This is a genomic window from Limnohabitans sp. Rim28, from assembly GCF_000293865.2.
Taxonomy (GTDB): Bacteria; Pseudomonadota; Gammaproteobacteria; order Burkholderiales; family Burkholderiaceae_C; genus Limnohabitans_A.
In genome coordinates this window covers 64,296-84,567 of record NZ_ALKN02000008.1, presented here as the reverse complement: position 1 = coordinate 84,567, position 20,272 = coordinate 64,296, and the positions used below count along the sequence as shown (strand labels likewise).

Annotated in this window: 31 protein-coding genes; all 31 read right to left on the bottom strand. The window is 59.1% G+C overall.

Annotation, left to right across the window (positions count from 1 at the left end; translation table 11 throughout):
- Nucleotides 1-2: 2 nt before the first annotated feature.
- Nucleotides 3-470 (bottom strand): Sec-independent protein translocase protein TatB, encoded by a 468-nt coding sequence (gene tatB, locus B472_RS10620; protein ID WP_026039434.1) that lies wholly within the window; start codon nucleotides 468-470, stop codon nucleotides 3-5.
- A gap of 26 nt (nucleotides 471-496) precedes the next feature.
- Nucleotides 497-745, bottom strand: coding sequence for a Sec-independent protein translocase subunit TatA (tatA, locus tag B472_RS10615; protein WP_019426363.1), 249 nt, complete (start codon nucleotides 743-745; stop codon nucleotides 497-499).
- A gap of 107 nt (nucleotides 746-852) precedes the next feature.
- Nucleotides 853-1,209, bottom strand: coding sequence for a histidine triad nucleotide-binding protein (locus B472_RS10610; protein WP_019426362.1), 357 nt, complete (start codon nucleotides 1,207-1,209; stop codon nucleotides 853-855).
- A gap of 26 nt (nucleotides 1,210-1,235) precedes the next feature.
- Nucleotides 1,236-1,613 (bottom strand): hypothetical protein, encoded by a 378-nt coding sequence (locus B472_RS10605; protein ID WP_019426361.1) that lies wholly within the window; start codon nucleotides 1,611-1,613, stop codon nucleotides 1,236-1,238.
- A 3-nt stretch (nucleotides 1,614-1,616) separates the two neighbouring features.
- On the bottom strand, nucleotides 1,617-1,985 hold the full coding sequence (locus B472_RS10600; protein WP_019426360.1) for a phosphoribosyl-ATP diphosphatase: 369 nt from the start codon (nucleotides 1,983-1,985) through the stop codon (nucleotides 1,617-1,619).
- Nucleotides 1,986-1,999: 14 nt separating this feature from the next.
- Nucleotides 2,000-2,389: a phosphoribosyl-AMP cyclohydrolase gene (gene hisI / locus B472_RS10595; protein ID WP_019426359.1), complete on the bottom strand. Its 390-nt coding sequence runs from the start codon at nucleotides 2,387-2,389 to the stop codon at nucleotides 2,000-2,002.
- Nucleotides 2,390-2,539: 150 nt separating this feature from the next.
- Nucleotides 2,540-2,854, bottom strand: coding sequence for a DNA-binding transcriptional regulator (locus B472_RS10590; protein ID WP_026039433.1), 315 nt, complete (start codon nucleotides 2,852-2,854; stop codon nucleotides 2,540-2,542).
- On the bottom strand, nucleotides 2,838-3,005 hold the full coding sequence (locus B472_RS17095) for a hypothetical protein (protein ID WP_019426358.1): 168 nt from the start codon (nucleotides 3,003-3,005) through the stop codon (nucleotides 2,838-2,840). Before B472_RS17095 ends, B472_RS10590 begins: the two co-directional genes overlap by 17 nt.
- Before the next feature lie 192 nt (nucleotides 3,006-3,197).
- Entirely contained in the window at nucleotides 3,198-3,434 is a 237-nt protein-coding gene (locus B472_RS10580) for a DUF1272 domain-containing protein (RefSeq protein ID WP_026039432.1), read from the bottom strand.
- A 30-nt stretch (nucleotides 3,435-3,464) separates the two neighbouring features.
- Complete coding sequence (gene fosX / locus B472_RS10575; protein ID WP_019426356.1) at nucleotides 3,465-3,866, bottom strand: FosX/FosE/FosI family fosfomycin resistance hydrolase; 402 nt, start codon at nucleotides 3,864-3,866, stop codon at nucleotides 3,465-3,467.
- A 300-nt stretch (nucleotides 3,867-4,166) separates the two neighbouring features.
- Complete coding sequence (locus B472_RS10565) at nucleotides 4,167-4,553, bottom strand: VOC family protein (RefSeq protein WP_026039430.1); 387 nt, start codon at nucleotides 4,551-4,553, stop codon at nucleotides 4,167-4,169.
- Between the two features lie 32 nt (nucleotides 4,554-4,585).
- Nucleotides 4,586-4,972: a VOC family protein gene (locus tag B472_RS10560; protein WP_019426353.1), complete on the bottom strand. Its 387-nt coding sequence runs from the start codon at nucleotides 4,970-4,972 to the stop codon at nucleotides 4,586-4,588.
- 120 nt (nucleotides 4,973-5,092) lie between these two features.
- The gene (locus B472_RS10555; protein ID WP_026039429.1) at nucleotides 5,093-5,911 is read right to left on the bottom strand and encodes a DUF4393 domain-containing protein; all 819 of its coding nucleotides are present in this window, start codon (nucleotides 5,909-5,911) and stop codon (nucleotides 5,093-5,095) included.
- 364 nt (nucleotides 5,912-6,275) lie between these two features.
- Nucleotides 6,276-7,076 carry an imidazole glycerol phosphate synthase subunit HisF gene (gene hisF / locus B472_RS10550; protein WP_019426351.1) on the bottom strand — a complete coding sequence of 267 codons (801 nt, stop codon included), beginning with the start codon at nucleotides 7,074-7,076 and terminating at the stop codon, nucleotides 6,276-6,278.
- Between the two features lie 24 nt (nucleotides 7,077-7,100).
- Complete coding sequence (locus B472_RS10545) at nucleotides 7,101-7,958, bottom strand: D-hexose-6-phosphate mutarotase (protein ID WP_019426350.1); 858 nt, start codon at nucleotides 7,956-7,958, stop codon at nucleotides 7,101-7,103.
- 22 nt (nucleotides 7,959-7,980) lie between these two features.
- On the bottom strand, nucleotides 7,981-8,721 hold the full coding sequence (hisA, locus tag B472_RS10540) for a 1-(5-phosphoribosyl)-5-[(5-phosphoribosylamino)methylideneamino]imidazole-4-carboxamide isomerase (protein ID WP_019426349.1): 741 nt from the start codon (nucleotides 8,719-8,721) through the stop codon (nucleotides 7,981-7,983).
- A 47-nt stretch (nucleotides 8,722-8,768) separates the two neighbouring features.
- On the bottom strand, nucleotides 8,769-9,425 hold the full coding sequence (gene hisH / locus B472_RS10535) for an imidazole glycerol phosphate synthase subunit HisH (RefSeq protein ID WP_019426348.1): 657 nt from the start codon (nucleotides 9,423-9,425) through the stop codon (nucleotides 8,769-8,771).
- 1 nt (nucleotide 9,426) lies between these two features.
- Nucleotides 9,427-10,017, bottom strand: coding sequence for an imidazoleglycerol-phosphate dehydratase HisB (gene hisB, locus B472_RS10530; protein WP_019426347.1), 591 nt, complete (start codon nucleotides 10,015-10,017; stop codon nucleotides 9,427-9,429).
- The gene (gene hisC / locus B472_RS10525; RefSeq protein ID WP_019426346.1) at nucleotides 10,014-11,096 is read right to left on the bottom strand and encodes a histidinol-phosphate transaminase; all 1,083 of its coding nucleotides are present in this window, start codon (nucleotides 11,094-11,096) and stop codon (nucleotides 10,014-10,016) included. Before hisC ends, hisB begins: the two co-directional genes overlap by 4 nt.
- A complete protein-coding gene (gene hisD, locus B472_RS10520; RefSeq protein ID WP_019426345.1) occupies nucleotides 11,093-12,436 on the bottom strand; it encodes a histidinol dehydrogenase in 1,344 nt (447 codons plus the stop codon). Before hisD ends, hisC begins: the two co-directional genes overlap by 4 nt.
- A 2-nt stretch (nucleotides 12,437-12,438) precedes the next feature.
- The gene (hisG, locus tag B472_RS10515; protein ID WP_019426344.1) at nucleotides 12,439-13,080 is read right to left on the bottom strand and encodes an ATP phosphoribosyltransferase; all 642 of its coding nucleotides are present in this window, start codon (nucleotides 13,078-13,080) and stop codon (nucleotides 12,439-12,441) included.
- On the bottom strand, nucleotides 13,077-14,342 hold the full coding sequence (gene murA / locus B472_RS10510) for a UDP-N-acetylglucosamine 1-carboxyvinyltransferase (RefSeq protein ID WP_019426343.1): 1,266 nt from the start codon (nucleotides 14,340-14,342) through the stop codon (nucleotides 13,077-13,079). The genes hisG and murA overlap by 4 nt, the downstream gene beginning before the upstream one ends.
- A 35-nt stretch (nucleotides 14,343-14,377) precedes the next feature.
- Nucleotides 14,378-14,620, bottom strand: coding sequence for a BolA family protein (locus B472_RS10505; protein ID WP_019426342.1), 243 nt, complete (start codon nucleotides 14,618-14,620; stop codon nucleotides 14,378-14,380).
- 6 nt (nucleotides 14,621-14,626) lie between these two features.
- Nucleotides 14,627-15,382 (bottom strand): ABC transporter permease, encoded by a 756-nt coding sequence (locus tag B472_RS10500; protein ID WP_019426341.1) that lies wholly within the window; start codon nucleotides 15,380-15,382, stop codon nucleotides 14,627-14,629.
- Nucleotides 15,379-16,314, bottom strand: a complete 936-nt coding sequence (locus B472_RS10495; protein ID WP_019426340.1) for an ABC transporter ATP-binding protein — start codon at nucleotides 16,312-16,314, stop codon at nucleotides 15,379-15,381. Before B472_RS10495 ends, B472_RS10500 begins: the two co-directional genes overlap by 4 nt.
- 84 nt (nucleotides 16,315-16,398) lie before the next feature.
- Complete coding sequence (locus B472_RS10490; protein WP_019426339.1) at nucleotides 16,399-16,674, bottom strand: lipid asymmetry maintenance protein MlaB; 276 nt, start codon at nucleotides 16,672-16,674, stop codon at nucleotides 16,399-16,401.
- 11 nt (nucleotides 16,675-16,685) lie between these two features.
- The gene (locus tag B472_RS10485; protein WP_019426338.1) at nucleotides 16,686-17,342 is read right to left on the bottom strand and encodes a phospholipid-binding protein MlaC; all 657 of its coding nucleotides are present in this window, start codon (nucleotides 17,340-17,342) and stop codon (nucleotides 16,686-16,688) included.
- Between the two features lie 52 nt (nucleotides 17,343-17,394).
- Complete coding sequence (locus B472_RS10480; RefSeq protein ID WP_019426337.1) at nucleotides 17,395-18,132, bottom strand: VacJ family lipoprotein; 738 nt, start codon at nucleotides 18,130-18,132, stop codon at nucleotides 17,395-17,397.
- Nucleotides 18,129-18,605, bottom strand: a complete 477-nt coding sequence (gene mlaD / locus B472_RS10475; protein WP_019426336.1) for an outer membrane lipid asymmetry maintenance protein MlaD — start codon at nucleotides 18,603-18,605, stop codon at nucleotides 18,129-18,131. Before mlaD ends, B472_RS10480 begins: the two co-directional genes overlap by 4 nt.
- A 10-nt stretch (nucleotides 18,606-18,615) precedes the next feature.
- Nucleotides 18,616-19,398, bottom strand: a complete 783-nt coding sequence (gene mlaE, locus B472_RS10470; protein ID WP_019426335.1) for a lipid asymmetry maintenance ABC transporter permease subunit MlaE — start codon at nucleotides 19,396-19,398, stop codon at nucleotides 18,616-18,618.
- Entirely contained in the window at nucleotides 19,395-20,207 is an 813-nt protein-coding gene (locus B472_RS10465; protein WP_019426334.1) for an ABC transporter ATP-binding protein, read from the bottom strand. Before B472_RS10465 ends, mlaE begins: the two co-directional genes overlap by 4 nt.
- Between the last annotated feature and the right edge of the window lie 65 nt (nucleotides 20,208-20,272).

The following is a 20,272-nucleotide window of genomic DNA, read 5'->3' as shown; positions in this document are numbered from 1 at the left end:
TTTCAATAGGAATTGAGAGGCTTGGGCCGGTAACGGGCCACACGCGCGGCCCCCGACAGGGCTTTGGTCCGCACCCCAGAACGGGCTTTGTACCACTGGGGCATCGCACCGCGCTTGAGACGCCAGTTTTTATCTGGGCGAACGTAATAAGGCGGTGGCGGCTCGATGGCCGGCAAATCGCTGGTCAAGCCCGATGTGGTGTCGGCCCAATCTTTTTCAAAATCAGAGGCCGTGGTTTGAACCGACTGCTCCACATCTCGGGCCGCCGTCTCCATGGTCTCTTTCATTTTTTTGAGTTCTTCGAGGTCCATCGACCGGTTGACCTCGGCCTTGACATCCGAAACGTAACGCTGCGCCTTGCCCAAAAGTGCACCCAAGGTGCGGGCGACTTTGGGGAGTTTCTCGGGGCCAATGACGATCAACGCCACCACCCCGATCAGGGCCATTTTCGAAAAACTTAAATCCAGCACAGTGAAACGTTCAGTCGTTCAAAAGATCAAGACTTGGTCTTGGCTTCGACGTCGATGGTGGTTTTTTCGGCCTGAGCGGGTGTGGATGCCGTGACCTGACCTGCAACAACGGGCGCGGCCTCGTCGGCTTTGGTGCCGCCCTCTTTCATGCCGTCCTTGAAGCCTTTGACGGCGCCACCCAAGTCAGAACCCATGTTCTTGAGCTTTTTGGTGCCAAACACCATGATCACGATCAACAGCACGATCAGCCAGTGCCAAATGGAAAAAGTACCCATGAAAATCTCCTGTTAATGCTCGGATTCTAAGGGGATAGACACCCCGGATCTGATCGGCCCTGATGAATGAAGGATATGAGGGACAAAGCCCAGATTTCAAGCCCTCATCAGCCCCGCAACCAAGGACGCGGCCCGCCCATGACGTGCATGTGCAGGTGGTGCACCTCTTGGCCACCCTCGGCACCGTTGTTCACCACAATGCGGAAACCACCATCGGGGTAAGGGTTGCAACCCTCTTGCAAGGCCAACTTGGGGGCCAGGGTCATCATGTGACCCATCAGGCCCGCATGTTCAGGGGCCAGGTGCGCCATCGAGGGGATGTGCAGCTTGGGGATGATCAAAAAATGGACGGGCGCCCAGGGGTTGATGTCATGGAAAGAGAAAACGTGCTCGTCTTCGTACACCTTGCGCGAAGGGATTTGGCCCGCGATGATTTTGCAAAAAATACAGTTGGCGTCGGTCATGGCTTGATTGAAAGGAAAAAAGGGGTTCAGTCGGTCACCGGGCGCTGCCCGTTCAGGCGCACCATGCCGAGCACGATGCGGTACAAAAACCAGATGGAAACGGCCACCCAAGCCAACCATCCAGGGAAAAACATCAACAACCACAAAGGCGCTGTGATCAAGTAGAGCAAGGCGGCCCAGATCACGGTGCGGATGCGGTAGCTGAAATGCGTGGCTTCCCAGCCTGCGGTGTCGCCCTTTTTGACCGCATCGGTGACCAGCGCCACCACCAACAAGGCTGGGCCCATCTGCGCCCCGGGTATCACGGCGCTCACCGCCACGATCAGGTGCAAGATGTAGCTGACCCAGCTGATGGTGTGGGTGCTGTCGTCCTGCAGTTGATCGTTTTCGGGCGGGTGGTTCATGGCTTATTCGCCCAGGCGCTCGCGCTCTTGCACTTTGCGCAGGGCTTTTTCTTCCAGTCCGCTCAAGCCTTCGCGACGGGCCAGCTCGTTGACCACGTCGGCGGGCGTCAGGCCATAGTGCGCCAGCGCGATCATGCTGTGGAACCACAGGTCGGCCACCTCGCCCACCAACTTGGCTTTGTCACCACCATGGTCCACGTCTTTGGCGGCCATCACAGTTTCGGTGGCTTCTTCGCCGATCTTCTTCAAAAAGGCGTCGGGCCCTTTGTGCAGCAAGCGGGCCACATAGCTTTTTTCGGGGTCACCGCCGTTGGCGATCTTGCGGCTTTCGACCACAGCGGCAAGGCGGTCAAGGATGTCCTGGTTGCTCATAGGTTGGCGGGCGCTCACTTGTAAATGGTTTCAGGGTCCTTCAGGACCGGGTCCACAGCCTGCCAGCCATCCGGCTGCAAACTCTGGAAAAAGCAACTGTGGCGGCCCGTGTGGCAGGCAATGCCGGGTTCATGCCCCAGCTGGGTCACTTTGAGCAAGACCACATCGTTGTCGCAATCGATGCGGATGTCGTGCACCGTCTGCACATGGCCCGACTCCTCGCCCTTGAACCACAGCTTGTTGCGAGAACGGCTGAAATACACCGCCTTTTTCAGCTCGGCCGTCTTTTGCAAAGCCTCGCGGTTCATCCAGGCGAACATCATCACGTCGCCAGTGTCTTTTTCTTGGGCGATGACCGGCACCAAGCCTTTGTCGTCCCATTTGATTTGATCGAGCCAGTTCATAGGGGAGTGATCTTAATGCGTGTGCATGACCTTCCATCAGGAAGCCACAGAAACTCAGTGATCCAGCCCCCCATTGCGCCATTTGCAGTTGATCGCCTTCCGCACGGTAAAACATGCATTTGGCACTCCGCTTGAGCGAGGGGCTCGGCCTCACCGCGCGGAAACTGCCAAAACCGCCTTCGGGTTTGTTCGAGCGACCGCGAGGAGCGTGCGCGCTGCACCGCTTGGCTGCTTTCGTCCTTGCTCCCATCCTTGGAGCGTGCGCACGGAGACTCCCAGCAAGTTGGCGAACTGAGATTGAGACAGGCCAGTAGCCTCTCTGGCTTCTGTGGCCGACGAGACCACAACCTTGCCTTTGCCTGCCTTCATGTCTTTGAGTGACTGAAGAATCTCCGCACCAATGTCTCGCTTCGCTTCAAACGCAGCGATCTCGGATGAATTCAGCTTCTTAGATTTCGAGGACACGACGGATCTCCTTGAGTGTGGTGAGAGAGATGTTTACAGCGCCGGCTTCCGGGTTCAGTGCAATGAAGGATGCGAATTCGGCTCGTTCATCTTCGTCCCAATATCTGGGCCACAGCTTCTGGAAGATGGGGCTTTCGACGACGGTCAGCATGCCACAACTGTACGCCTAAAGCGCATAGCCGTCAACGGCTGACTTGTGCATGAACACACTGTTGGGGTCTTCCGTGTAAGGGCCGAACGGGCCTCGGCGGCTGTAACCAAGCCGCTCATAAAGGGCGATGGCTTCGGGTTGAAGGTAACCCGTTTCGAGCATAAAAAGATGGCAGCCGCGGACCTGGGCTGCTTAGCAGCCATGCTGCTTCACGACCCGTTCGGTGGAGGCAGGGAACTTGCTCAACTTGGCTGCAGGCCGGCGCGGGCGGGTCAGGAGTTCACCCCCGCAGTTGGGGCACTTGCCGGCCAGCACGCCCTCTGCGCATGCCGCGCAGAATGTGCATTCAAAAGAGCAAATGCGCGCTTGTGTGGAATCGGGGGGAAGGTCTGTGTCGCAGCATTCACAGCTTGGGCGCAGTTGAAGCATGTTGTCATCCTCTGTTCGGTTTTTTGGCAATCACCGCGCATACCTTTCAAGTCGCTCATGAAGGGTACCCGTGTGCAATTCAAACAGATTGTTGTCGAAATCGTAGAAATACAAAGAGCGCCCTTCTCCCTCCACACGCGGACGCGGGGGCTTCACCTCCACACCTGCAGCGATCAAGCGGCTTTCGTAAAGCTCAAGCTGGTCGTCATCGACAAAAAACGCGACATGGCGATATGAGCGTTCGGTTAGTTCACCCTGCATAAACGCCAACCAAACATCACCGAGCAGGAAAAACTTTTCGCGAGACAAGGAAAACTGACGATCCCCGCTGTCATAGACCTCCACAGCACCTAAGGCCTGACAAAACAACGCCGCGGTGCGCTCTAGGTCACGCACGATGAAAGTGAGATGACTCATGCCGCGGATGGTCATGTGAATTCTCAGGTTGACGCTGTGCGGTGCACAGCAAACTCAGCAAAACGGTGTGCGTTGACACTGCGTTTGAGAAAGGGGCAAGGCATCATCTGGCGGCTCGCTTTGCGCAGGCGAAGTCCAAAACTTGGCCAATCGATTTTGCACCGGGCGCATAGGCAGACATGGCTGCGCCGACAACCATGAGGAAAACCGCCGTTGCCATGAAGGGCAACAAAGACAAGGTGGTCTTGCGGCCACGCTGTTTTTTGGGCGTGCTTATCCAAGCTTGATCAAGCCTCACACCCTTACAGCTCATGGCTAAACCGAGGTGCAAAGCTCGATGAGCGTACCGTCAGGTGCGCGGAGGTAGGACACCACTTGCCCCCAAGGCTTTTGTGCTGGCGCAGACAACTCGATTGCGCCATGCAAGAGCGCTGACTGGTGGGCCGTATCGACGTTTTCTGTGACCAGTGCGATCTCCATGCCCAGAGGCAGATTGGACTCACTGGCTTTGACGTGGCCCGTTGGGAAATTGGCCTCGCCGAGCGCATGGGACGCAAAGGCCAGCGTTGTTTCCCCAGTTGACAGTTCACCGTAGTCGCCGGATTCGTGTAAGAACCTTTTTACAAGCCCAAAGGCTTGCTCGTAGAACCGGAGTGACGACGGGACGCTTGGGACATAAATGATCGTGTAGCCAAGTTTCATAGCGCTGCCTTGAATCGAAGCGGACTCTGCATTCATTGCATGGAATGAAGGCCAATCGTATTGCCTTCGGTATCGACAACCATTGCCATAAAGCCGTGCTCACCAATTGACGTCTTGCCTTTGAAGATGCCTCCTCCATGCGCTGCTGCTCGTTCAGCCTCCACTGAACAATCCTCACAGGAAAAATACACCAAGGTGCTACCGCCAGAGGGGCATCCGGCCATTTTCACCAACGCCCCTGCTGCACCTGAACCTTCCATCGACATGGGAAAAGCCCACATTTCCATTTCGGGGAAACCGTTGGGGTCAGGATTTTTCAACTCTTCTAATGCGCCTTGAAACACCGCCTCGTAAAACGCCTTTGCACGGGGCATGTCCTGAACGTAAATTTCAAACCAACCCACCGGATTGCTTTTCATGGTGTTTCTCCTTATTGGAACAAATTGTGAAGAAGGTCTAACGTTTAGCTTGAGGGGCGCGGAGACAGCAAGCAAAGCTTGCTGGCGGAGCGTCCCTCTCGAAGGGGTTGTTAGCTCGTGTCATTGCTTGGGAACAACGCAAATACGAGCAAACTGCTTACCAAGCTCGGTAACTCTTAACCCCTTCTTTTCAAGCACTGGCTGTATTTCTGGATTTGCTTCGATTGATGCCTTGTGCGCCTTGAAAATCGGGTCATTTTCCAGATCGTCGTATGCACCCTTATAGGTGTATTCGTAGAACGTTGGAACTTCTGCCAAACCTAGACGACACAAATTGTCGATGTAGGTCGGAGTCATCTGGGGGTACTGGCAACCAGCAACATTTCCGAGGTGCGAATAGTGAACGAGGACATCTTTCCCGCCAGTTTTTCCTTCTTGATTCGGCTTGAACTCCCAGCGAATGCTCACTAAAGGCATTGGGGTGTCATTTGCGAATAATGCAACTAGCTTCGCTTCATCAGGAGTAAGTTGCTTGATGATTTCAACGAACGCTGGATGTGCACCTTCTGCTGTAGTCGAATCCATTGAGGCCGCTAGAAGATTTGCATAGAGATCGCTTAATAACGATTCGTGGCCTGTGTAACGTAGTGCCTCTAATGCAGGCCCGGCAACATTTGGCTTTGGTGAGACCAGATTTTCTGGCGGTACATTTTTGAGCCGTTCAGCAACTTTTGTTGAAACAAACTCTTTGATCTGGTCATACCCCCACACGAGAGCGCTGACCGGCGCCAATATGACGTGAACTGTTTTCGCAACGGTCTGCAAACCCTTACCGATTTCTTGGGCAGCGGGTTGCACAATATCTTGATATATGGGAACCGCTTTTGCGACGCCAGTGACAGCATCAACAACATCCCTGATCTTGTTCTCTTCGGCCATGAACACTCCAATAAGATCTAACGTGATGTAGACCGCAAAACCCAGTGGATACATCCGGGCAAAGTCGATACACCTTTTGGATTGAATGGCTGCAAGCCGCCTGCGCCTTGGCTTACAGATTCATGTTCTGTGATCTTGCACATGTATAAATTTGCCATGATGCCCAGTGCCCCTTACTCCCAGTCCACCCGCTTGCTCGATCAAATGCGTGAGCGAGTTCGGTCTATGCACTATAAATTCAAATCCAATAAATATTACATCTATTGAATTATTTTTTTAGGCAATAAGGCGCAGTGCAGACCGCTGGCATGCACCACCCGAGTGAGATGGGGGTGGCCGATGTGGAAGCGTTTTTAAATAGGCTTTACAAGCGCACGGCGATGCCGCGCTCGCGCATCCGCGCTTTGGCCTGTTGCACTGTGTATTCACCGTAGTGAAAGATGCTCGCCGCCAAAACGGCGTCGGCGCCGCCGATGCTCACGCCATCGGCCAGGTGGTCCAGGTTGCCCACGCCGCCTGACGCAATCACGGGCACGCTCACCGCGTCGCTCACGGCGCGGGTCAGCTGCAGGTCAAAGCCGCTTTTGGTGCCGTCGCGGTCCATGCTGGTGAGCAAGATTTCGCCTGCGCCGTAGTCGGCCATTTGGGCGGCCCAGGCCACCGCGTCCAGGCCCACGTTTTTGCGACCGCCGTGGCTGTACACGTCCCAGCCGGGGCCCATGGGCAAACCATTGGTGCCGATGCGTTGCTCGTCTTCGGGTGTGCGGCGTTTGCCGTCGATGGCCACCACGATGCACTGCGCGCCGTATTTGGCCGACGCGTCGCGGATGACCTGCGGGTTGGCAATGGCGGCCGAGTTGAAGCTGGTTTTGTCGGCCCCTGCGTTCAGCAAGCGGCGCACGTCTTCCACGGTGCGCACACCGCCACCCACCGTGAGCGGAATGAAGACCTGGCTGGCCACGGCTTCGATGATGTGCAGGATCACGTCGCGCCCGTCGCTGGTGGCGGTGATGTCGAGGAAGGTGAGTTCATCAGCGCCCTGCTCGTTGTAGCGGGCGGCGATTTCGACCGGATCTCCGGCGTCGCGCAGTTCGACAAAGTTGACGCCCTTGACCACGCGACCGCCGGTCACGTCGAGGCAAGGGATGATGCGTTTGGCGAGCATGGCGATTTCTCTTTTGGGGGTTGTTCAAGGGTTCTGGACTTGCAAGCGCTGCCAGCCCGCCCAGCGCCCGCCCGCAGGCAAGGTGATGGGCGCATAGACCTGCGCGGCTTCGACGCACAGCATCTGGCGCCAGCCGTCTTTGGGCATGTCGGCCAGGCGCTTGCACAGGTCTTGCGCGGGGTTCCACACCACGGTGTTGGCCCAGCTGGGGCTTTGGCGAATCTGCAAGCTGCCGTTCAGCGTCAGGGGCAGGGATGCGGCTTCGTACACGCGGTCAAACTCGGCGACAAAGCGCAGCGTGTCGGCGGCTGGCGCATGGCGGTCGGTGAGCGAGTCCCACTCGGGCTGGCCGCCCAGGCCCTGCAGCGTGGCCTGCGTCACGTCGGGCACGGCCAGATAGGTGTGCAGCGCGCCCGAGAATGCCAGTGGCTCGGTGTCGGTGTTGTGCACGTTCAGCGTCAGCTGCAGTGCGCCAGGGCTCAGGTCGATGTGCAGCTGCGCCTCAAAGGCCTTGGGCCACCAGACGCGGGTCTGGGCGCTGTCCGCCAGGCGCAGGCTCAGTTGGGCGCGGTCCGAAGACAGCATCGGGGCATCGGCCTGCCAGGCCACGTTGCGCGCAAAACCGTGTTTGGGCAGGCGATCGGCCAGAGGGCCGCGTTGGTTGAACTGCGGAAAACACACCGGCACGCCACCGCGAATGGCGGCTTGTCCATCGAACTTGCTTTGTGGGCTGAGGTACAGGCGCTCTTGCCCGCCCGAGACCCAGGACAGCACCTGCGCGCCCTGCAAGGCCACCACCAAGCGGTCGCCTTGCGGCAGCGCCAATTCACAAGCGGGCAGGCCGGCGAACGCGGTGTCGCGACAAGTGGCCTGAGCGCTCATTTGAAAAAAGAGAGGGAGAGGATCAGCCGTTGAGCTCGTCGGCGCGTTGCTGCGCCAGCGCAAAGTCCAGGTCGCCCGAGTACACGGCGCGGCCACAGATCACGCCTTCCACGCCTTCGTCTTCCACCGCGCACAGCTGCTCGATGTCGGCCATGTTGGACAGGCCGCCCGAGGCGATCACGGGAATGTGGAGGGCTTGCGCCAGCTTGACGGTGGCGTCGATGTTGATGCCGCTCAACATGCCGTCGCGGCCAATGTCGGTGTAGATGATGGACTCGACGCCCCAGTCTTCGAACTTCTTGGCCAGGTCCACCACTTCGTGGCCGGTGAGCTTGCTCCAGCCGTCGGTGGCCACTTTGCCGTCTTTGGCGTCCAGGCCCACGATGATGTGGCCACCAAAGGCGGTGCAGGCGTCTTTCAAAAAGCCGGGGTTCTTCACGGCGGCGGTGCCGATGATGACGTAGCGCAGGCCGCTGTCGATGTATTTTTCAATCGTGTCCAGATCGCGGATACCGCCACCCAGCTGCACCGGGATGTCGTCGCCCACGGCCTTGAGGATGGACTTGATGGCCCCGAAGTTTTGCGGCTTGCCCGCGAAGGCACCGTTCAGATCCACCAGGTGCAGACGGCGTGCACCTTTTTCCAGCCAGGTGCGGGCCATGGCGGCGGGGTCTTCGCCAAAGGTCGTGGCTTGGTCCATATCGCCCTGTTTGAGGCGAACGCAGTGGCCGTCTTTGAGGTCAATGGCGGGGATCAGAATCATGGCGAGTTAAATGCTGGTGAAGGAAGCAAAACGGCAGTGAAAACTTCTCAAGGCTGCCAGTGGAGGAAATTGCGGAACAAGGCCAGACCTTGGGCCGCGCTTTTTTCGGGGTGAAATTGGGTGGCAAAAATATTGTCGCGGGCAATGGCGCAAGCAAATCGGCCACCGTAATCGGTCTGGGCCGCACTGTGCGCCGGGTTGGCGACCTGCGCATAAAAGCTGTGCACAAAATAATACCAGCTGCCGTCCTGCACGCCCTGCCACAGGGCATGCGCTGCTTTGTCTTGCCAGACCTGGTTCCAGCCCATTTGCGGCACTTTGTAGCGGGTGCCATCGGGCTGGATGCGTCCAACCAAATCGAACTTGACCACGCGCCCAGGGATCAGGCCCAAGCCGGGCGTGTCGCCCTCGTCGCTGTGGTCCAGCAGCATTTGCATGCCCACACACACGCCAAACAGGGGTTTGGTGGCTGCGGCTTCGAGCACGGCATCCAGCAAACCCGACTCGCGCAATTCGCGCATGCAATCGGGCATGGCGCCCTGACCTGGCAACACCACGCGGTGCGCGTCGCGCACCACATGCGGGTCAGACGTCACGGTGACCTCGGCATGGTCCACGCTGGAGGCGGCATGCATGACCGCCTGCGCCACGCTGCGCAGATTGCCCATGCCATAGTCCACCACTGCAACGCGATTGACGGTCATTTCAGAGTGAACCCTTGGTCGATGGAATCACCCCTGCGGAACGCGGGTCCAGCTCCAGCGCCATGCGCACCGCGCGCGCAAAGGCCTTGAAGATGGTTTCGCACTGGTGGTGCGCGTTCACGCCCTTGAGGTTGTCGATGTGCAGCGTGCACAGCGCGTGGTTCACAAAGCCCTGAAAGAACTCATAAACCAGTTGCGTGTCGAGCGAGCCCAGCGAACCGGAGGTGAAATTCACATCCATGTGCAAACCGGGGCGACCCGAAAAATCCACCACCACGCGGCTCAGGGCCTCGTCGAGCGGCACATAAGCGTGGCCATAACGGCGAATGCCTTTTTTGTCGCCAATGGCTTGCGCAAAGGCCTGGCCCAAGGTGATGCCGATGTCTTCCACGGTGTGGTGGCCGTCGATGTGCAGGTCGCCTTCGCAAGCGATGTCCAGATCGATCAGGCCGTGGCGCGCGATCTGGTCGAGCATGTGGTCCAGAAAACCGATGCCACTGGCCAGCTTGGCTTGGCCTGTGCCGTCCAGGTTGATGGCGACGCGGATGTTCGTCTCGGCCGTCTTGCGGGTGACTGCAGCGGTGCGGTTCATAAGGAGGCTTTCAGAGCGGCAAGGAGTTGGTCGTTTTCTGCGGCGGTGCCCACCGTCAGGCGCAGGCAATTGGCCAGCAATGGGTGCATTTTAGAAATGTTCTTGATCAGCACACCGTGGGCCTTCAGACCGTCAAAGGTTTTGGCGGCATCGGGCACGCGCGCCAGGACCATGTTGGCTTCGCTGGGGAACGGGGTCACACCGGGCAGGGTGGCCAGTTCTGCCAGCAAACGGGCGCGTTGCGTGCGCAGGTCTTGGGCCTGGGCGGCAAACACCTCGGCATGCTCAAGCGCAAACAAGGCGCACTCGGTGTTGAGCACGCTGATGTTGTAAGGCGGGCGCACCTTGTCGACCTCGGCCAGCAAAGCCTTGGGACCGATCATGTAGCCCAGACGCACACCGGCCAAGCCAAACTTAGACAGTGTCCGCATCAAGAGCACATGCGAGTGGCGCGTGATGCGGCCTGCGTAGCTGCGGCTGGCAAAGGGCTGATAAGCCTCGTCCATGACCACCAGGCCGCCTTGCGCGCCTTGGGCCAGCACGATCTTCTCGATCACCTCGTCGTTCCAAAGGTTGCCGGTGGGGTTGTTCGGATAGGCCAAGTACACGATGGACGGCTTGTGCTGGGCGATGGCGGCCAGCATGGCGGCTTCGTCGAGTTCGAAGTCGGCCGTGAGCGGCACGCCATGGAAGGCCAGGCCTTGCAGCTGGGCGCTCATGGCGTACATGACAAAGCCGGGTAACGGGGACAGGATGGCAGCGCCGGGTACATCGCAGGCCATGGCCAGCAAAGAGATCAACTCGTCCGAGCCATTGCCCAACATGATGTCGAAGCCTTCGGGCATGCCGGCGTATTGCGCCAAGGCATAGCGCAAGACGTTCACGCGCTCACCGGGGTAGCGGTTGAGTGCCAGCGCGCCCAGTCGCTCACCCAAAGCCTTTTGCAAATCAGCGGGCAATATGTGCGGGTTCTCCATCGCGTCGAGCTTGACCATGCCCGCAGAATCCTGGATGGCGTAGGCGTGCATGGACTGCACGTCTTGGCGGATGCGTTGCATCAGTTTTGGGCTGACAGTCATTTCGGCTCTCGCATGGGGGGAACAGGGTTCAAACGGAGTTCGGCAGCACGGGCGTGGGCTTGCAGGCCTTCGCCATAGGCCAGCTCGGCGGCAATGCGGCCCAATGACTGAGCACCGGCTTCGCTCACTTCAATCAAGCTGCTGCGTTTTTGGAAGTCGTACACGCCCAGCGGCGACGAGAAGCGTGCTGTGCCGCTGGTGGGCAGCACATGGTTGGGGCCGGCGCAATAGTCGCCCAGGGATTCGCTGGTGAACGCCCCCAAAAAGATGGCACCCGCATGGCGCAGCAGCGGCTCCCAGCGGTGGGGGTCGCGGCTCGAGACCTCGAGGTGCTCGGGCGCGATGCGGTTGCTGATGGCGCAGGCTTCTTCCATGTTGCGCGTGAGGATCAGCGCACCGCGGTCGTTGAGCGATTTGGCGATGATCTCGCGGCGCGGCATGGTGGGCAGCAAGCGGTCGATGGCGGCTTGCACCTCGGCGATGTAGGCCGCATCGGGGCACAGCAAGATGCTTTGCGCCAGCTCGTCGTGCTCGGCCTGGCTGAACAAATCCATCGCCACCCAATCGGCGGGCGTGCTGCCATCGGCCAACACCAAAATTTCACTGGGGCCCGCGATCATGTCGATGCCCACGGTGCCGAACACGCGCTTTTTCGCGCTGGCCACATAAGCGTTGCCGGGGCCTGTGATTTTGTCCACTTTGGGGATGGTGGCGGTGCCATAAGCCAAAGCGCCCACCGCTTGCGCACCACCCACCGTGAAGGCGCGGCTCACACCGGCCACGCAGGCGGCCGCCAGCACCAGCGGGTTGCGCACACCTTGCGGTGTGGGCACCACCATGATGATCTCTTGCACCCCGGCCACATGGGCGGGAATCGCGTTCATCAACACCGACGAAGGGTAAGCGGCTTTGCCCCCCGGCACGTAAATGCCCACGCGGTCGAGTGGCGTGACTTTTTGGCCCAGCAGCGTGCCGTCTTCGTCGCGGTAGCTCCAGCTCTCGCCGGAGGCTTTCTTTTGCGCTTCGTGGTACTGGCGCACACGGGCGGCAGCGGCTTGCAGGGCTTCGCGCTGCACGGCGGGCAGGCTGTCGAGTGCCGCTTGCAGCTGTCCTTGTGTGATCTCCAAAGCCTTCATGTCGGCGGCTTGCAGGCCGTCAAAACGCTGGGTGTATTCGAGCACCGCCGCATCGCCGCGTTGCTGCACATCGGCCAGGATGTCGGCCACGCGCTGCTCGATGGCAGCATCGGTGTCGGCAGACCAATGCAGGCGGGCCGCAAAGGCCGCTTCAAAACCGGCGTCTGCCGTGTTCAGTTGCAAAGGTTTGGCGTGCAGTGCCATGTTCAGTCTTTCTTCACAGCGCCCGAAAAGGCGTCGATGATGGCGCGGATCGGTGCTTGCTTGAGTTTGAGCGCGGCCTGGTTGACCACCAGACGCGAACTGATGTCCATGATGCGTTCCACCTCGATCAGGTGATTCGCCTTGAGCGTGTTACCGGTGGACACCAGATCGACGATCGCATCGGCCAGGCCTGTGAGTGGGGCCAGTTCCATGCTGCCATAGAGCTTGATCAGGTCGACGTGAACGCCTTTGGTGGCAAAAAAGTCGCGGGCAATGGTCGTGTATTTGGTGGCCACTTTCAAGCGTGCGCCGGTGCGCACCAGCGCCGCATAGTCGTCATCGGCACGCACCGCCACGCTCATGCGGCATTTGGCGATCTTCAGGTCCAGCGGCTGGTACAGGCCCTGGCCGCCGTGTTCGATCAAGGTATCGAGGCCCGTCACACCCAAGTCCGCGCCGCCGTATTCCACATAAGTGGGCACATCGCTGGCGCGCACCAGCACCACGCGCACCTTGGCTTGGTTGGTGGGCAAGATCAGCTTGCGCGATTTTTCGGGGTCTTCCAGCACCTCGATGCCGGCGGCTTTGAGCAGCGGCAGGGTTTCGTCAAAGATGCGTCCTTTGGACAGGGCCAGCGTGATCATTTCACCCTTTCGATGTCGGCGCCGAGTGCGCGCAATTTGGCTTCCATGCGGTCGTAACCCCGGTCCAGGTGGTAGATGCGCTCGACGGTGGTTTCGCCATCGGCCACCAAACCGGCGATCACCAAGCTGGCCGAAGCGCGCAGGTCGGTGGCCATGACGGTGGCGCCTGAGAGTTGAGGCACGCCTTCGACCACCGACACCTTGCCATCGATCTGGATGTGTGCACCCAAGCGCACCAGTTCGTTGACGTGCATGAAACGGTTTTCAAAGATGGTTTCGGTGACTTTGCTCGCGCCTTGCGAGATGCAGTTGAGCGCCATGAACTGCGCTTGCATGTCGGTCGGAAAACCCGGGTATTCGGTGGTGCGAAAGCTCTGAGCTTTCAAGCGGCCTTCGGCTTTGACACGGATGAAGCCCTCACCGGCTTCGATGGTGGCACCGGCTTCTCGCAGCTTGTCGATGACAGCGTCCAGGTGGTCGGCACGGCCGTGGCGCAAGACCACATCACCGCCTGTGGCCGCGACTGCACACAAGAAGGTGCCCGCCTCGATGCGGTCGGCCACCACTTGGTGCTGAGCGCCATGCAGGCGCTCCACGCCCTGAATGCGGATGCGGCGTGTGCCATGGCCTTCGATCTTGGCGCCCATCTGGATCAGCATCTCGGCCAAGTCACCGATTTCGGGCTCTTGGGCGGCGTTCTCCAGCACCGTCTCGCCTTCGGCCAACGCTGCGGCCATCATGAAGTTTTCGGTGCCCGTGACGGTGACCATGTCGGTGGTGATGTGCGCACCTTTGAGGCGCGTGCGGCCCTCGGGCAAGCTGGCCAACATGTAGCCGTGTTCCACCGTGATGATGGCGCCCATGGCCTGCAAGCCTTTGATGTGCTGGTCCACCGGGCGCGAGCCGATGGCGCAGCCGCCGGGCAAGGACACCTTGGCTCGGCCAAAGCGGGCCAGCAAGGGACCCAGCGCCAGCACCGAAGCGCGCATGGTTTTGACCAACTCATAGGGGGCTTCGGGGTGGTTCAGACCACCGGCATCCAGGGTGACGCGGCCGTCTTCGTGGTGCTCGGCCGTCACGCCCATGTTGCGGATCAGCTTGAGCATGGTCGAGACGTCTTGCAGACGCGGCACATTGCTCAGCGTGATGGGCTCGGCCGTCAACAGCGCGGCGCACAGTTCGGGCAGGGCCGCATTTTTGGCACCCGCCACATCGAGCGTGCCGTGCAGGCGCTTGCCGCCGCGAATGATCAATTTGTCCATGGGTCAGTGGGGTCTTGCGTTGTCGCCAAAGGCGTTCAATTATTGTGCGCGGCCCATTCGGCAGGCGTGAAGGTTTTCATCGACAAGGCATGCACCTCGTCGGTGTGCATTTTCTGCCCCAGCGTGGCGTAAACACGCTGATGCCGTGCGATGGGGCGCATACCTGCGAAAGCTTCGGCAACGACCACCGCGCTCCAGTGGCGGCCATCGCCCTCCACCGTCAGGTGGGCGCAGTCGAGGCCGGCTGCAATGATGTCTTGAAGTTGCTGTGCGTTCATGGGGTGTCAGCTCCGGATTTTGTAGCCGATGCGCAGAAGGTGAAGGGTCAGGCCACTGATGGCGGCCAATGCGGTACCGACCACCGCCAGGCTGAGCCACGGGGAGACATCACTTTGGCCAAAAAAGCCGTAACGGAAACCGTCGATCATGTAGAAAAACGGGTTCAGGTGGCTGAGCTTTTGCCAAAACGGCGGCAGCGAATGGATGGAATAGAACACACCCGACAAAAACGTCATGGGCATGATGATGAAGTTTTGGAAGGCGGCCATCTGGTCAAACTTTTCAGCCCACAGCCCGGCGATCACGCCCAGTGCCCCCATCATGGCCGCACCCATGATGGCAAAGGCCAAAATCCACAGCGGGTAAACAAAGCGGATATCGACCATCCAGCCGGTGATGACAAACACGCCCAGGCCCACGGCCAGGCCACGCACCACCGATGAGCCCACATAGGCCACAAACCAGCTGCGGTGCGACAGGGGCGTGAGCAACAAAAACACAATATTGCCCATGATCTTGCTTTGCACCAAGCTGGACGAGCTGTTGGCAAAAGCGTTTTGCAGCACGCCCATCATGATGAGGCCCGGCAGCAAAAACGAGGTGTAGGCCACGTTGTCGTACACCTTGACGTGGTCCTCGAGGACGTGGCCAAAAATCAGCATGTACAACACCGAAGTGAGCACGGGCGCCCCGACGGTTTGGAAAGCGACTTTCCAAAAGCGCAGAACTTCTTTGTACAGAAGCGTTTGCCAGCCCGTCATGCCAAAGCCCCCGAGGCCAATTGTTTGCGGTTCATGACTTCAAGGAACACGTCTTCCAGGTCGGCCTGGCGAATCTCTACGTCTTCCACCACCAAACCCGCAGTGCGCAGGGTGGCCAAGTGGTTTTCGATCTCGACTGCGTTGTGGACCGGCAGCTGCACGATGCGGCCCGTGACCCGGGCGATGGCCGCCACGGCAGGTGGCAGGTCGCCATCGAGCTTGAAGCGCAGCACTTGGCTGGTGGCCGAACGCAGCAAATCAGACGTGCGCTCAAGCGCCAGCAACTGGCCACGCTTGAGCATGGCGATGCGCCCGCACAAGGCTTCGGCTTCTTCCAGGTAATGGGTGGTGAGCAAGACAGTGTGCCCTTGCTTGTTGAGTTTGGCGATGAAGGCCCACAAGGTCTGGCGCAGCTCGACATCGACCCCGGCGGTGGGCTCGTCCAGCACAATGACGCGCGGCTTGTGCACCAAGGCCTGCGCCACCAGCACGCGGCGCTTCATGCCGCCAGAGAGTTGGCGCATGTTGGAGCCCGCTTTATCGGTCAGGCCCAAGCTGTCCAGCAGTTCATCGATCCAGGCCTCGTTGTGCTTGACGCCGAAATAGCCCGACTGGATGCGCAGCGATTCGCGCACCGTGAAGAAGGGGTCGAACACCAGCTCTTGCGGCACCACGCCGAGCAGGCGGCGCGCAGCGGCATAGTCGGTTTGCACATCGTGGCCGTGCACCAGCACGCGCCCCTTGCTGGGTCGGCTCAGACCCGCCAGGGTGCTGATGAGGGTGGTTTTGCCGGCGCCATTGGGGCCCAGCAAACCGAAGAATTCGCCCTCTTCCACATCAAAGCTGACCTGGTCGAGCGCTGTGAACGCGGCTGCGCCCGCCTGTTTGGCAGGGTAGGTTTTGGAGACGGATTGAAAAGAGAGCGCTGACATGTAAGGGGTCTATTTTAAGTGCTGGTCTGCACACCCCGGAGAGGATCAAGGGGATCCAGGCCAAATGGCCTGAAAAGCCAAATTTCAGCTCGGTTGCAGCAAATCAAGAACCCCGTACAAGCGGGCCAATTCAAGCAGCCGTGGCGACATGCCCTCAACCTTTAAATCACTGCCCTTTTGGGTCAACACCCGACGCAAACCCAAGAGCACCGCCAAAGCCGATGAATCAAAATTGACCAGATCGGCGGCATTCAGCACGACTTGAGGCGGCAACACCTTGGGCAATTGTGCGACCCACTGCGCCAGGCAGGCATTGGCCTGAGGGTGCAACAAGGCCGTGGGCAACTTGAGTGGCGTCATGACAACGGGGCTCAAGCAGGTTTGGCGTTGGACTTGTTGCGCGCAGCCAAGCTGGCAATCAAACCGTCGATACCGCCAGCATTGATCTCTTTGGTGAACTGGTTACGGTAGTTTTCCACCAACCAAACGCCCAACACATTCAGGTCAAAAATCATCCACCCCGCGCCTTGACCCGTTGTTTTTTCAAGGCGGTAGTCCAGTTGAACAGCGTCACCCTTGCCACGCACTTCGGTGTTGACCACCAAATTTTTGTCATCTTGGCCACGGCGCAAGGGCTTGACCACCACCACTTGGTCGGTGATTTGACTGAGTGCGCCTGAATACGTGCGCACCAGCAAAGTTTTGAACTCGTCTTGCAGGCGTTTTTGCTGTTCAGGGGTGGCACTGCGCCAAGCGGGCCCCGTGGCCAAAGCGGTCATACGCCGGAAATTCACGTGCGGCATCAGTTGACCATCGACCAACTGCATGACTTTTTGGATGTCACCCGAGCGCAAAGCCTTGTCGGCCTTGATCGCGTTGAGCGTCTCGTTGGTGATGCGCTGAACAAATGCTTCGGGTGCTTCCTCGGCTGCAGACGCGCCACCGCCCCCCAAAGACATGGCCAAGGCACAGATGCTGACCAGCCACTGGCGGCGACTCAAACAAGAGAAGGATAAAGTTTTGACCATGACGTAACTGTAAGACCAGATGCGAAAAGCGATGTGAGAAACTGTAACGGGCTTATCGCGGCGAAGTGGGCGCTTCGTTGTAGTCGAAGCTTGAAGGCGGGTTGCCATCGTAGATGTCGTTGCGTCTTTTTTGTAAATAGGCATCGCGCACAAACGAATAAGGGTCTAGCGATGAGGCTTTGATGGCATCCACCGTCTTGAGCAGACCGGCCCGCATGTCCACCAAACGGGTGACCAACAAAGCATTGCGGGTGGCCTGATCTGCCAGACTGTTGGTCACATTGCCTTGCATATCGACTGGAAACGCCCATGCATCACGCAGCGTAGAAGGCCCAAACAAGGGCAGCACCACATAAGGGCCGGGCTGAACACCCCAATAGCCCAATGTCTGTCCAAAATCTTCGCGGCGCTTTTCGATGCCCATCTCGCTGGCCACATCCAAAATGCCACCCAAGCCCATGAAGGTATTGACGTTGATCCGCATGAAGGTCTCTACCGTGGCTTGACCTTTGAGTTGCATGGCGCTGTTGGCCATGGACCAAACATCGCCCAAATTGCCCATGAAGTTGCTCACCCCCGTGCGCACCATGCCGGGTAAAACCTGCACATAGAGCTGGGCGGCTGGCTTGAGCGCAACCGTGTCGATCGCATCGTTGAATTGGTAAATGCTGCGGTTCATGGGCTCCCAGGGATCACGCGCATCGGCGCTTTTCACCGTGGCACAACCTTGCAAGGCCAACAGAACAAGGCCCGAAAGCAGCATCCAAAATCGGTTTTTGAGCAAATTCATGGCTTTTGGCCCTCAGAAGATTTTTCAGCTTGGTTGAACAAAAACTGGCTGATGAGATTTTCGAGAATCACCGCCGATTGGGTCGAACCAATGCGGTCTCCCGCAGCCAGGTTTTTTTCATCGGCACCCGGCGATACGTCGAGGTATTGCTCGCCCAACAAGCCGCTGGTCAAAATTTTCAGCGAACTGTCTTGGGGGAAAGCGTGTTCGCTTTGCAAGGTCAAGGTCACTTTGGCTTGAAAAGATTCGCCGTCAAATTCGATGGTTTTGACGCGCCCCACCACCACGCCAGCACTTTTCACGGCGGCGCCGGGCTTGAGCCCACCAATGTTGTCGAATTTGGCCGTCACCTCATAGCCCTTGTTGAAGCTCCAGGTGAGCAAGTTGGCGGCTTTGAGCGCCAAGAACAACACCGCTACGGCACCCAGCAACACAAACAAACCCACCCACACATCATTTTTTGAACGTTGCATACCGTCCTCCTCAAATGCTGAACATCATCGCGGTGAGGATGAAATCCAGCCCCAACACCGACAAAGAAGAAACCACCACACTGCGTGTGGTGGCACTGGCCACACCTTCTGGTGTGGGCTTGGCCACATAGCCTTGCAACAAAGCAATGAAGGTCACAGCCACGCCAAACACCATGCTTTTGATGATGCCGTTGCCCACGTCCTTGAACACATCCACGCCGCCTTGCATCTGGCTCCAAAAAGAGCCTGCGTCCACGCCGATCAACAGCACACCCACGACATAGCCACCCAGAATGCCTACAGCGCTGAACACCGCAGCCAACAAAGGCAAAGCAATGATGCCGCCCCAAAACCGCGGCGCCAAAATGCGCTGCACCGGGTCCACGGCCATCATCTCCAAAGCGGTGAGTTGTTCACCCGCGCGCATCAGGCCAATCTCGGCCGTGAGCGATGCGCCCGCGCGTCCTGCAAACAACAAAGCCGCCACCACCGGACCCAACTCGCGCACCAAACTGAGCGCCACCAACAAACCCAGCGCTTCGGCCGAACCGTAACGCTGCAGCGTGTAGTAACCCTGCAAGCCCAGCACAAAGCCGACAAACAGGCCCGACACGGTGATGATGGCCAAAGAGTAATTGCCTAAAAAATGCACTTGGTCACGCACCAAGCCAAATCGCTTGAGCGCAGCGCCCGACAGGCCCAACAGCTGTATGAACAAGCGGGCAGCGAAGCCCCAATCGGCCAGCATCTGTCGGGTGTGGGCGCCCAAGGTGCCGAGCAACGAGACGATCATGCCGACCTCCCATAATCTCGCGCCGCGCTGGGCGCGGGGTAATGGAAAGGCACTGGACCATCGCTCAAAGCGTGCACAAACTGGTGGATCAGCGGGTCGGTGCTGGCCAGCAATTCGGCGGGCGTGCCTTGGGCGGCCACACCGCCGTTGGCCAAAATCACCACATGGTCGGCAATCTCAAAGGTTTCCTTCACATCGTGCGACACCACCACGCTGGTGATGCCCAGGCTGTCGTTCAGGCGGCGAATCAGCCGTGCGGCCGTACCCAGCGAGATCGGGTCCAGCCCGGCAAAGGGCTCGTCGTACATGATCAGGTCCGGGTCCAGCGCGATGGCGCGGGCCAGGGCCACGCGGCGGCTCATGCCGCCGGAGATCTCTGAGGGCTTCAAGTCACGCGCACCGCGCAAACCCACCGCATCGAGTTTCATCAACACGATGTCGCGGATCAAGTCTTCCGACAAAGCCGTGTGCTCACGCAGGGGAAAGGCCACGTTGTCGAACACGCTCATGTCGGTGAACAAGGCGCCAAACTGGAACAGCATGCCCATGCGGCGGCGGGCAGCGTACAGCTCGGTTTGGTGCATGGGGGTGATGTCGTCACCGTCAAACAGCAACTGGCCCGCACTGGCGCGAATCTGACCGCCAATCAAGCGCAACACCGTGGTCTTGCCGCCTCCCGACACGCCCATCAGGGCCGTGACTTGGCCGCGCGGCACCTTGAAGCTCAGGTTCTTCAAGATGACACGGTCGCCGTAGCCGAAGCTCAGGTCGCGCAGTTCAACAAGGGGTGGTGTGGTCGTGGGGTTCATGAAAAAGCAAAAGCCGGAAGGACCGGCTCTCGCGATGTTAGAGGCTCCCGGTCCAAGGCATACAA

Coding starts and splice junctions, on each gene's coding strand:
- hisC (WP_019426346.1), bottom strand. CDS start 11,096: ATGACTGTCAGCCCAAAACTGATGCAACGCATCCGCCAAGACGTGCAG.
- tatA (WP_019426363.1), bottom strand. CDS start 745: ATGGGTACTTTTTCCATTTGGCACTGGCTGATCGTGCTGTTGATCGTG.
- mlaD (WP_019426336.1), bottom strand. CDS start 18,605: ATGCAACGTTCAAAAAATGATGTGTGGGTGGGTTTGTTTGTGTTGCTG.
- B472_RS17095 (WP_019426358.1), bottom strand. CDS start 3,005: ATGCTGACCGTCGTCGAAAGCCCCATCTTCCAGAAGCTGTGGCCCAGA.
- B472_RS10545 (WP_019426350.1), bottom strand. CDS start 7,958: ATGAGCGCTCAGGCCACTTGTCGCGACACCGCGTTCGCCGGCCTGCCC.
- fosX (WP_019426356.1), bottom strand. CDS start 3,866: ATGACCATCCGCGGCATGAGTCATCTCACTTTCATCGTGCGTGACCTA.
- B472_RS10465 (WP_019426334.1), bottom strand. CDS start 20,207: ATGAACCCCACGACCACACCACCCCTTGTTGAACTGCGCGACCTGAGC.
- B472_RS10480 (WP_019426337.1), bottom strand. CDS start 18,132: ATGAATTTGCTCAAAAACCGATTTTGGATGCTGCTTTCGGGCCTTGTT.
- murA (WP_019426343.1), bottom strand. CDS start 14,342: ATGGACAAATTGATCATTCGCGGCGGCAAGCGCCTGCACGGCACGCTC.
- B472_RS10490 (WP_019426339.1), bottom strand. CDS start 16,674: ATGACGCCACTCAAGTTGCCCACGGCCTTGTTGCACCCTCAGGCCAAT.
- B472_RS10560 (WP_019426353.1), bottom strand. CDS start 4,972: ATGAAAAGCAATCCGGTGGGTTGGTTTGAAATTTACGTTCAGGACATG.
- hisB (WP_019426347.1), bottom strand. CDS start 10,017: ATGAACCGCACCGCTGCAGTCACCCGCAAGACGGCCGAGACGAACATC.
- B472_RS10610 (WP_019426362.1), bottom strand. CDS start 1,209: ATGACCGACGCCAACTGTATTTTTTGCAAAATCATCGCGGGCCAAATC.
- hisA (WP_019426349.1), bottom strand. CDS start 8,721: ATGATTCTGATCCCCGCCATTGACCTCAAAGACGGCCACTGCGTTCGC.
- hisI (WP_019426359.1), bottom strand. CDS start 2,389: ATGAACTGGCTCGATCAAATCAAATGGGACGACAAAGGCTTGGTGCCG.
- B472_RS10495 (WP_019426340.1), bottom strand. CDS start 16,314: ATGTCAGCGCTCTCTTTTCAATCCGTCTCCAAAACCTACCCTGCCAAA.
- B472_RS10600 (WP_019426360.1), bottom strand. CDS start 1,985: ATGAGCAACCAGGACATCCTTGACCGCCTTGCCGCTGTGGTCGAAAGC.
- B472_RS10580 (WP_026039432.1), bottom strand. CDS start 3,434: ATGCTTCAACTGCGCCCAAGCTGTGAATGCTGCGACACAGACCTTCCC.
- mlaE (WP_019426335.1), bottom strand. CDS start 19,398: ATGATCGTCTCGTTGCTCGGCACCTTGGGCGCCCACACCCGACAGATG.
- hisD (WP_019426345.1), bottom strand. CDS start 12,436: ATGGCACTGCACGCCAAACCTTTGCAACTGAACACGGCAGACGCCGGT.
- hisH (WP_019426348.1), bottom strand. CDS start 9,425: ATGACCGTCAATCGCGTTGCAGTGGTGGACTATGGCATGGGCAATCTG.
- B472_RS10485 (WP_019426338.1), bottom strand. CDS start 17,342: ATGGTCAAAACTTTATCCTTCTCTTGTTTGAGTCGCCGCCAGTGGCTG.
- hisF (WP_019426351.1), bottom strand. CDS start 7,076: ATGCTCGCCAAACGCATCATCCCTTGCCTCGACGTGACCGGCGGTCGC.
- B472_RS10505 (WP_019426342.1), bottom strand. CDS start 14,620: ATGAACGCACAGCAACTTCAAGACATCATTGCAGCCGGCCTCGACTGC.
- B472_RS10555 (WP_026039429.1), bottom strand. CDS start 5,911: ATGGCCGAAGAGAACAAGATCAGGGATGTTGTTGATGCTGTCACTGGC.
- B472_RS10500 (WP_019426341.1), bottom strand. CDS start 15,382: ATGACGGGCTGGCAAACGCTTCTGTACAAAGAAGTTCTGCGCTTTTGG.
- B472_RS10605 (WP_019426361.1), bottom strand. CDS start 1,613: ATGAACCACCCGCCCGAAAACGATCAACTGCAGGACGACAGCACCCAC.
- hisG (WP_019426344.1), bottom strand. CDS start 13,080: ATGATCACGCTGGCCCTGTCCAAAGGACGCATCTTTGACGAAACCCTG.
- B472_RS10565 (WP_026039430.1), bottom strand. CDS start 4,553: ATGAAACTTGGCTACACGATCATTTATGTCCCAAGCGTCCCGTCGTCA.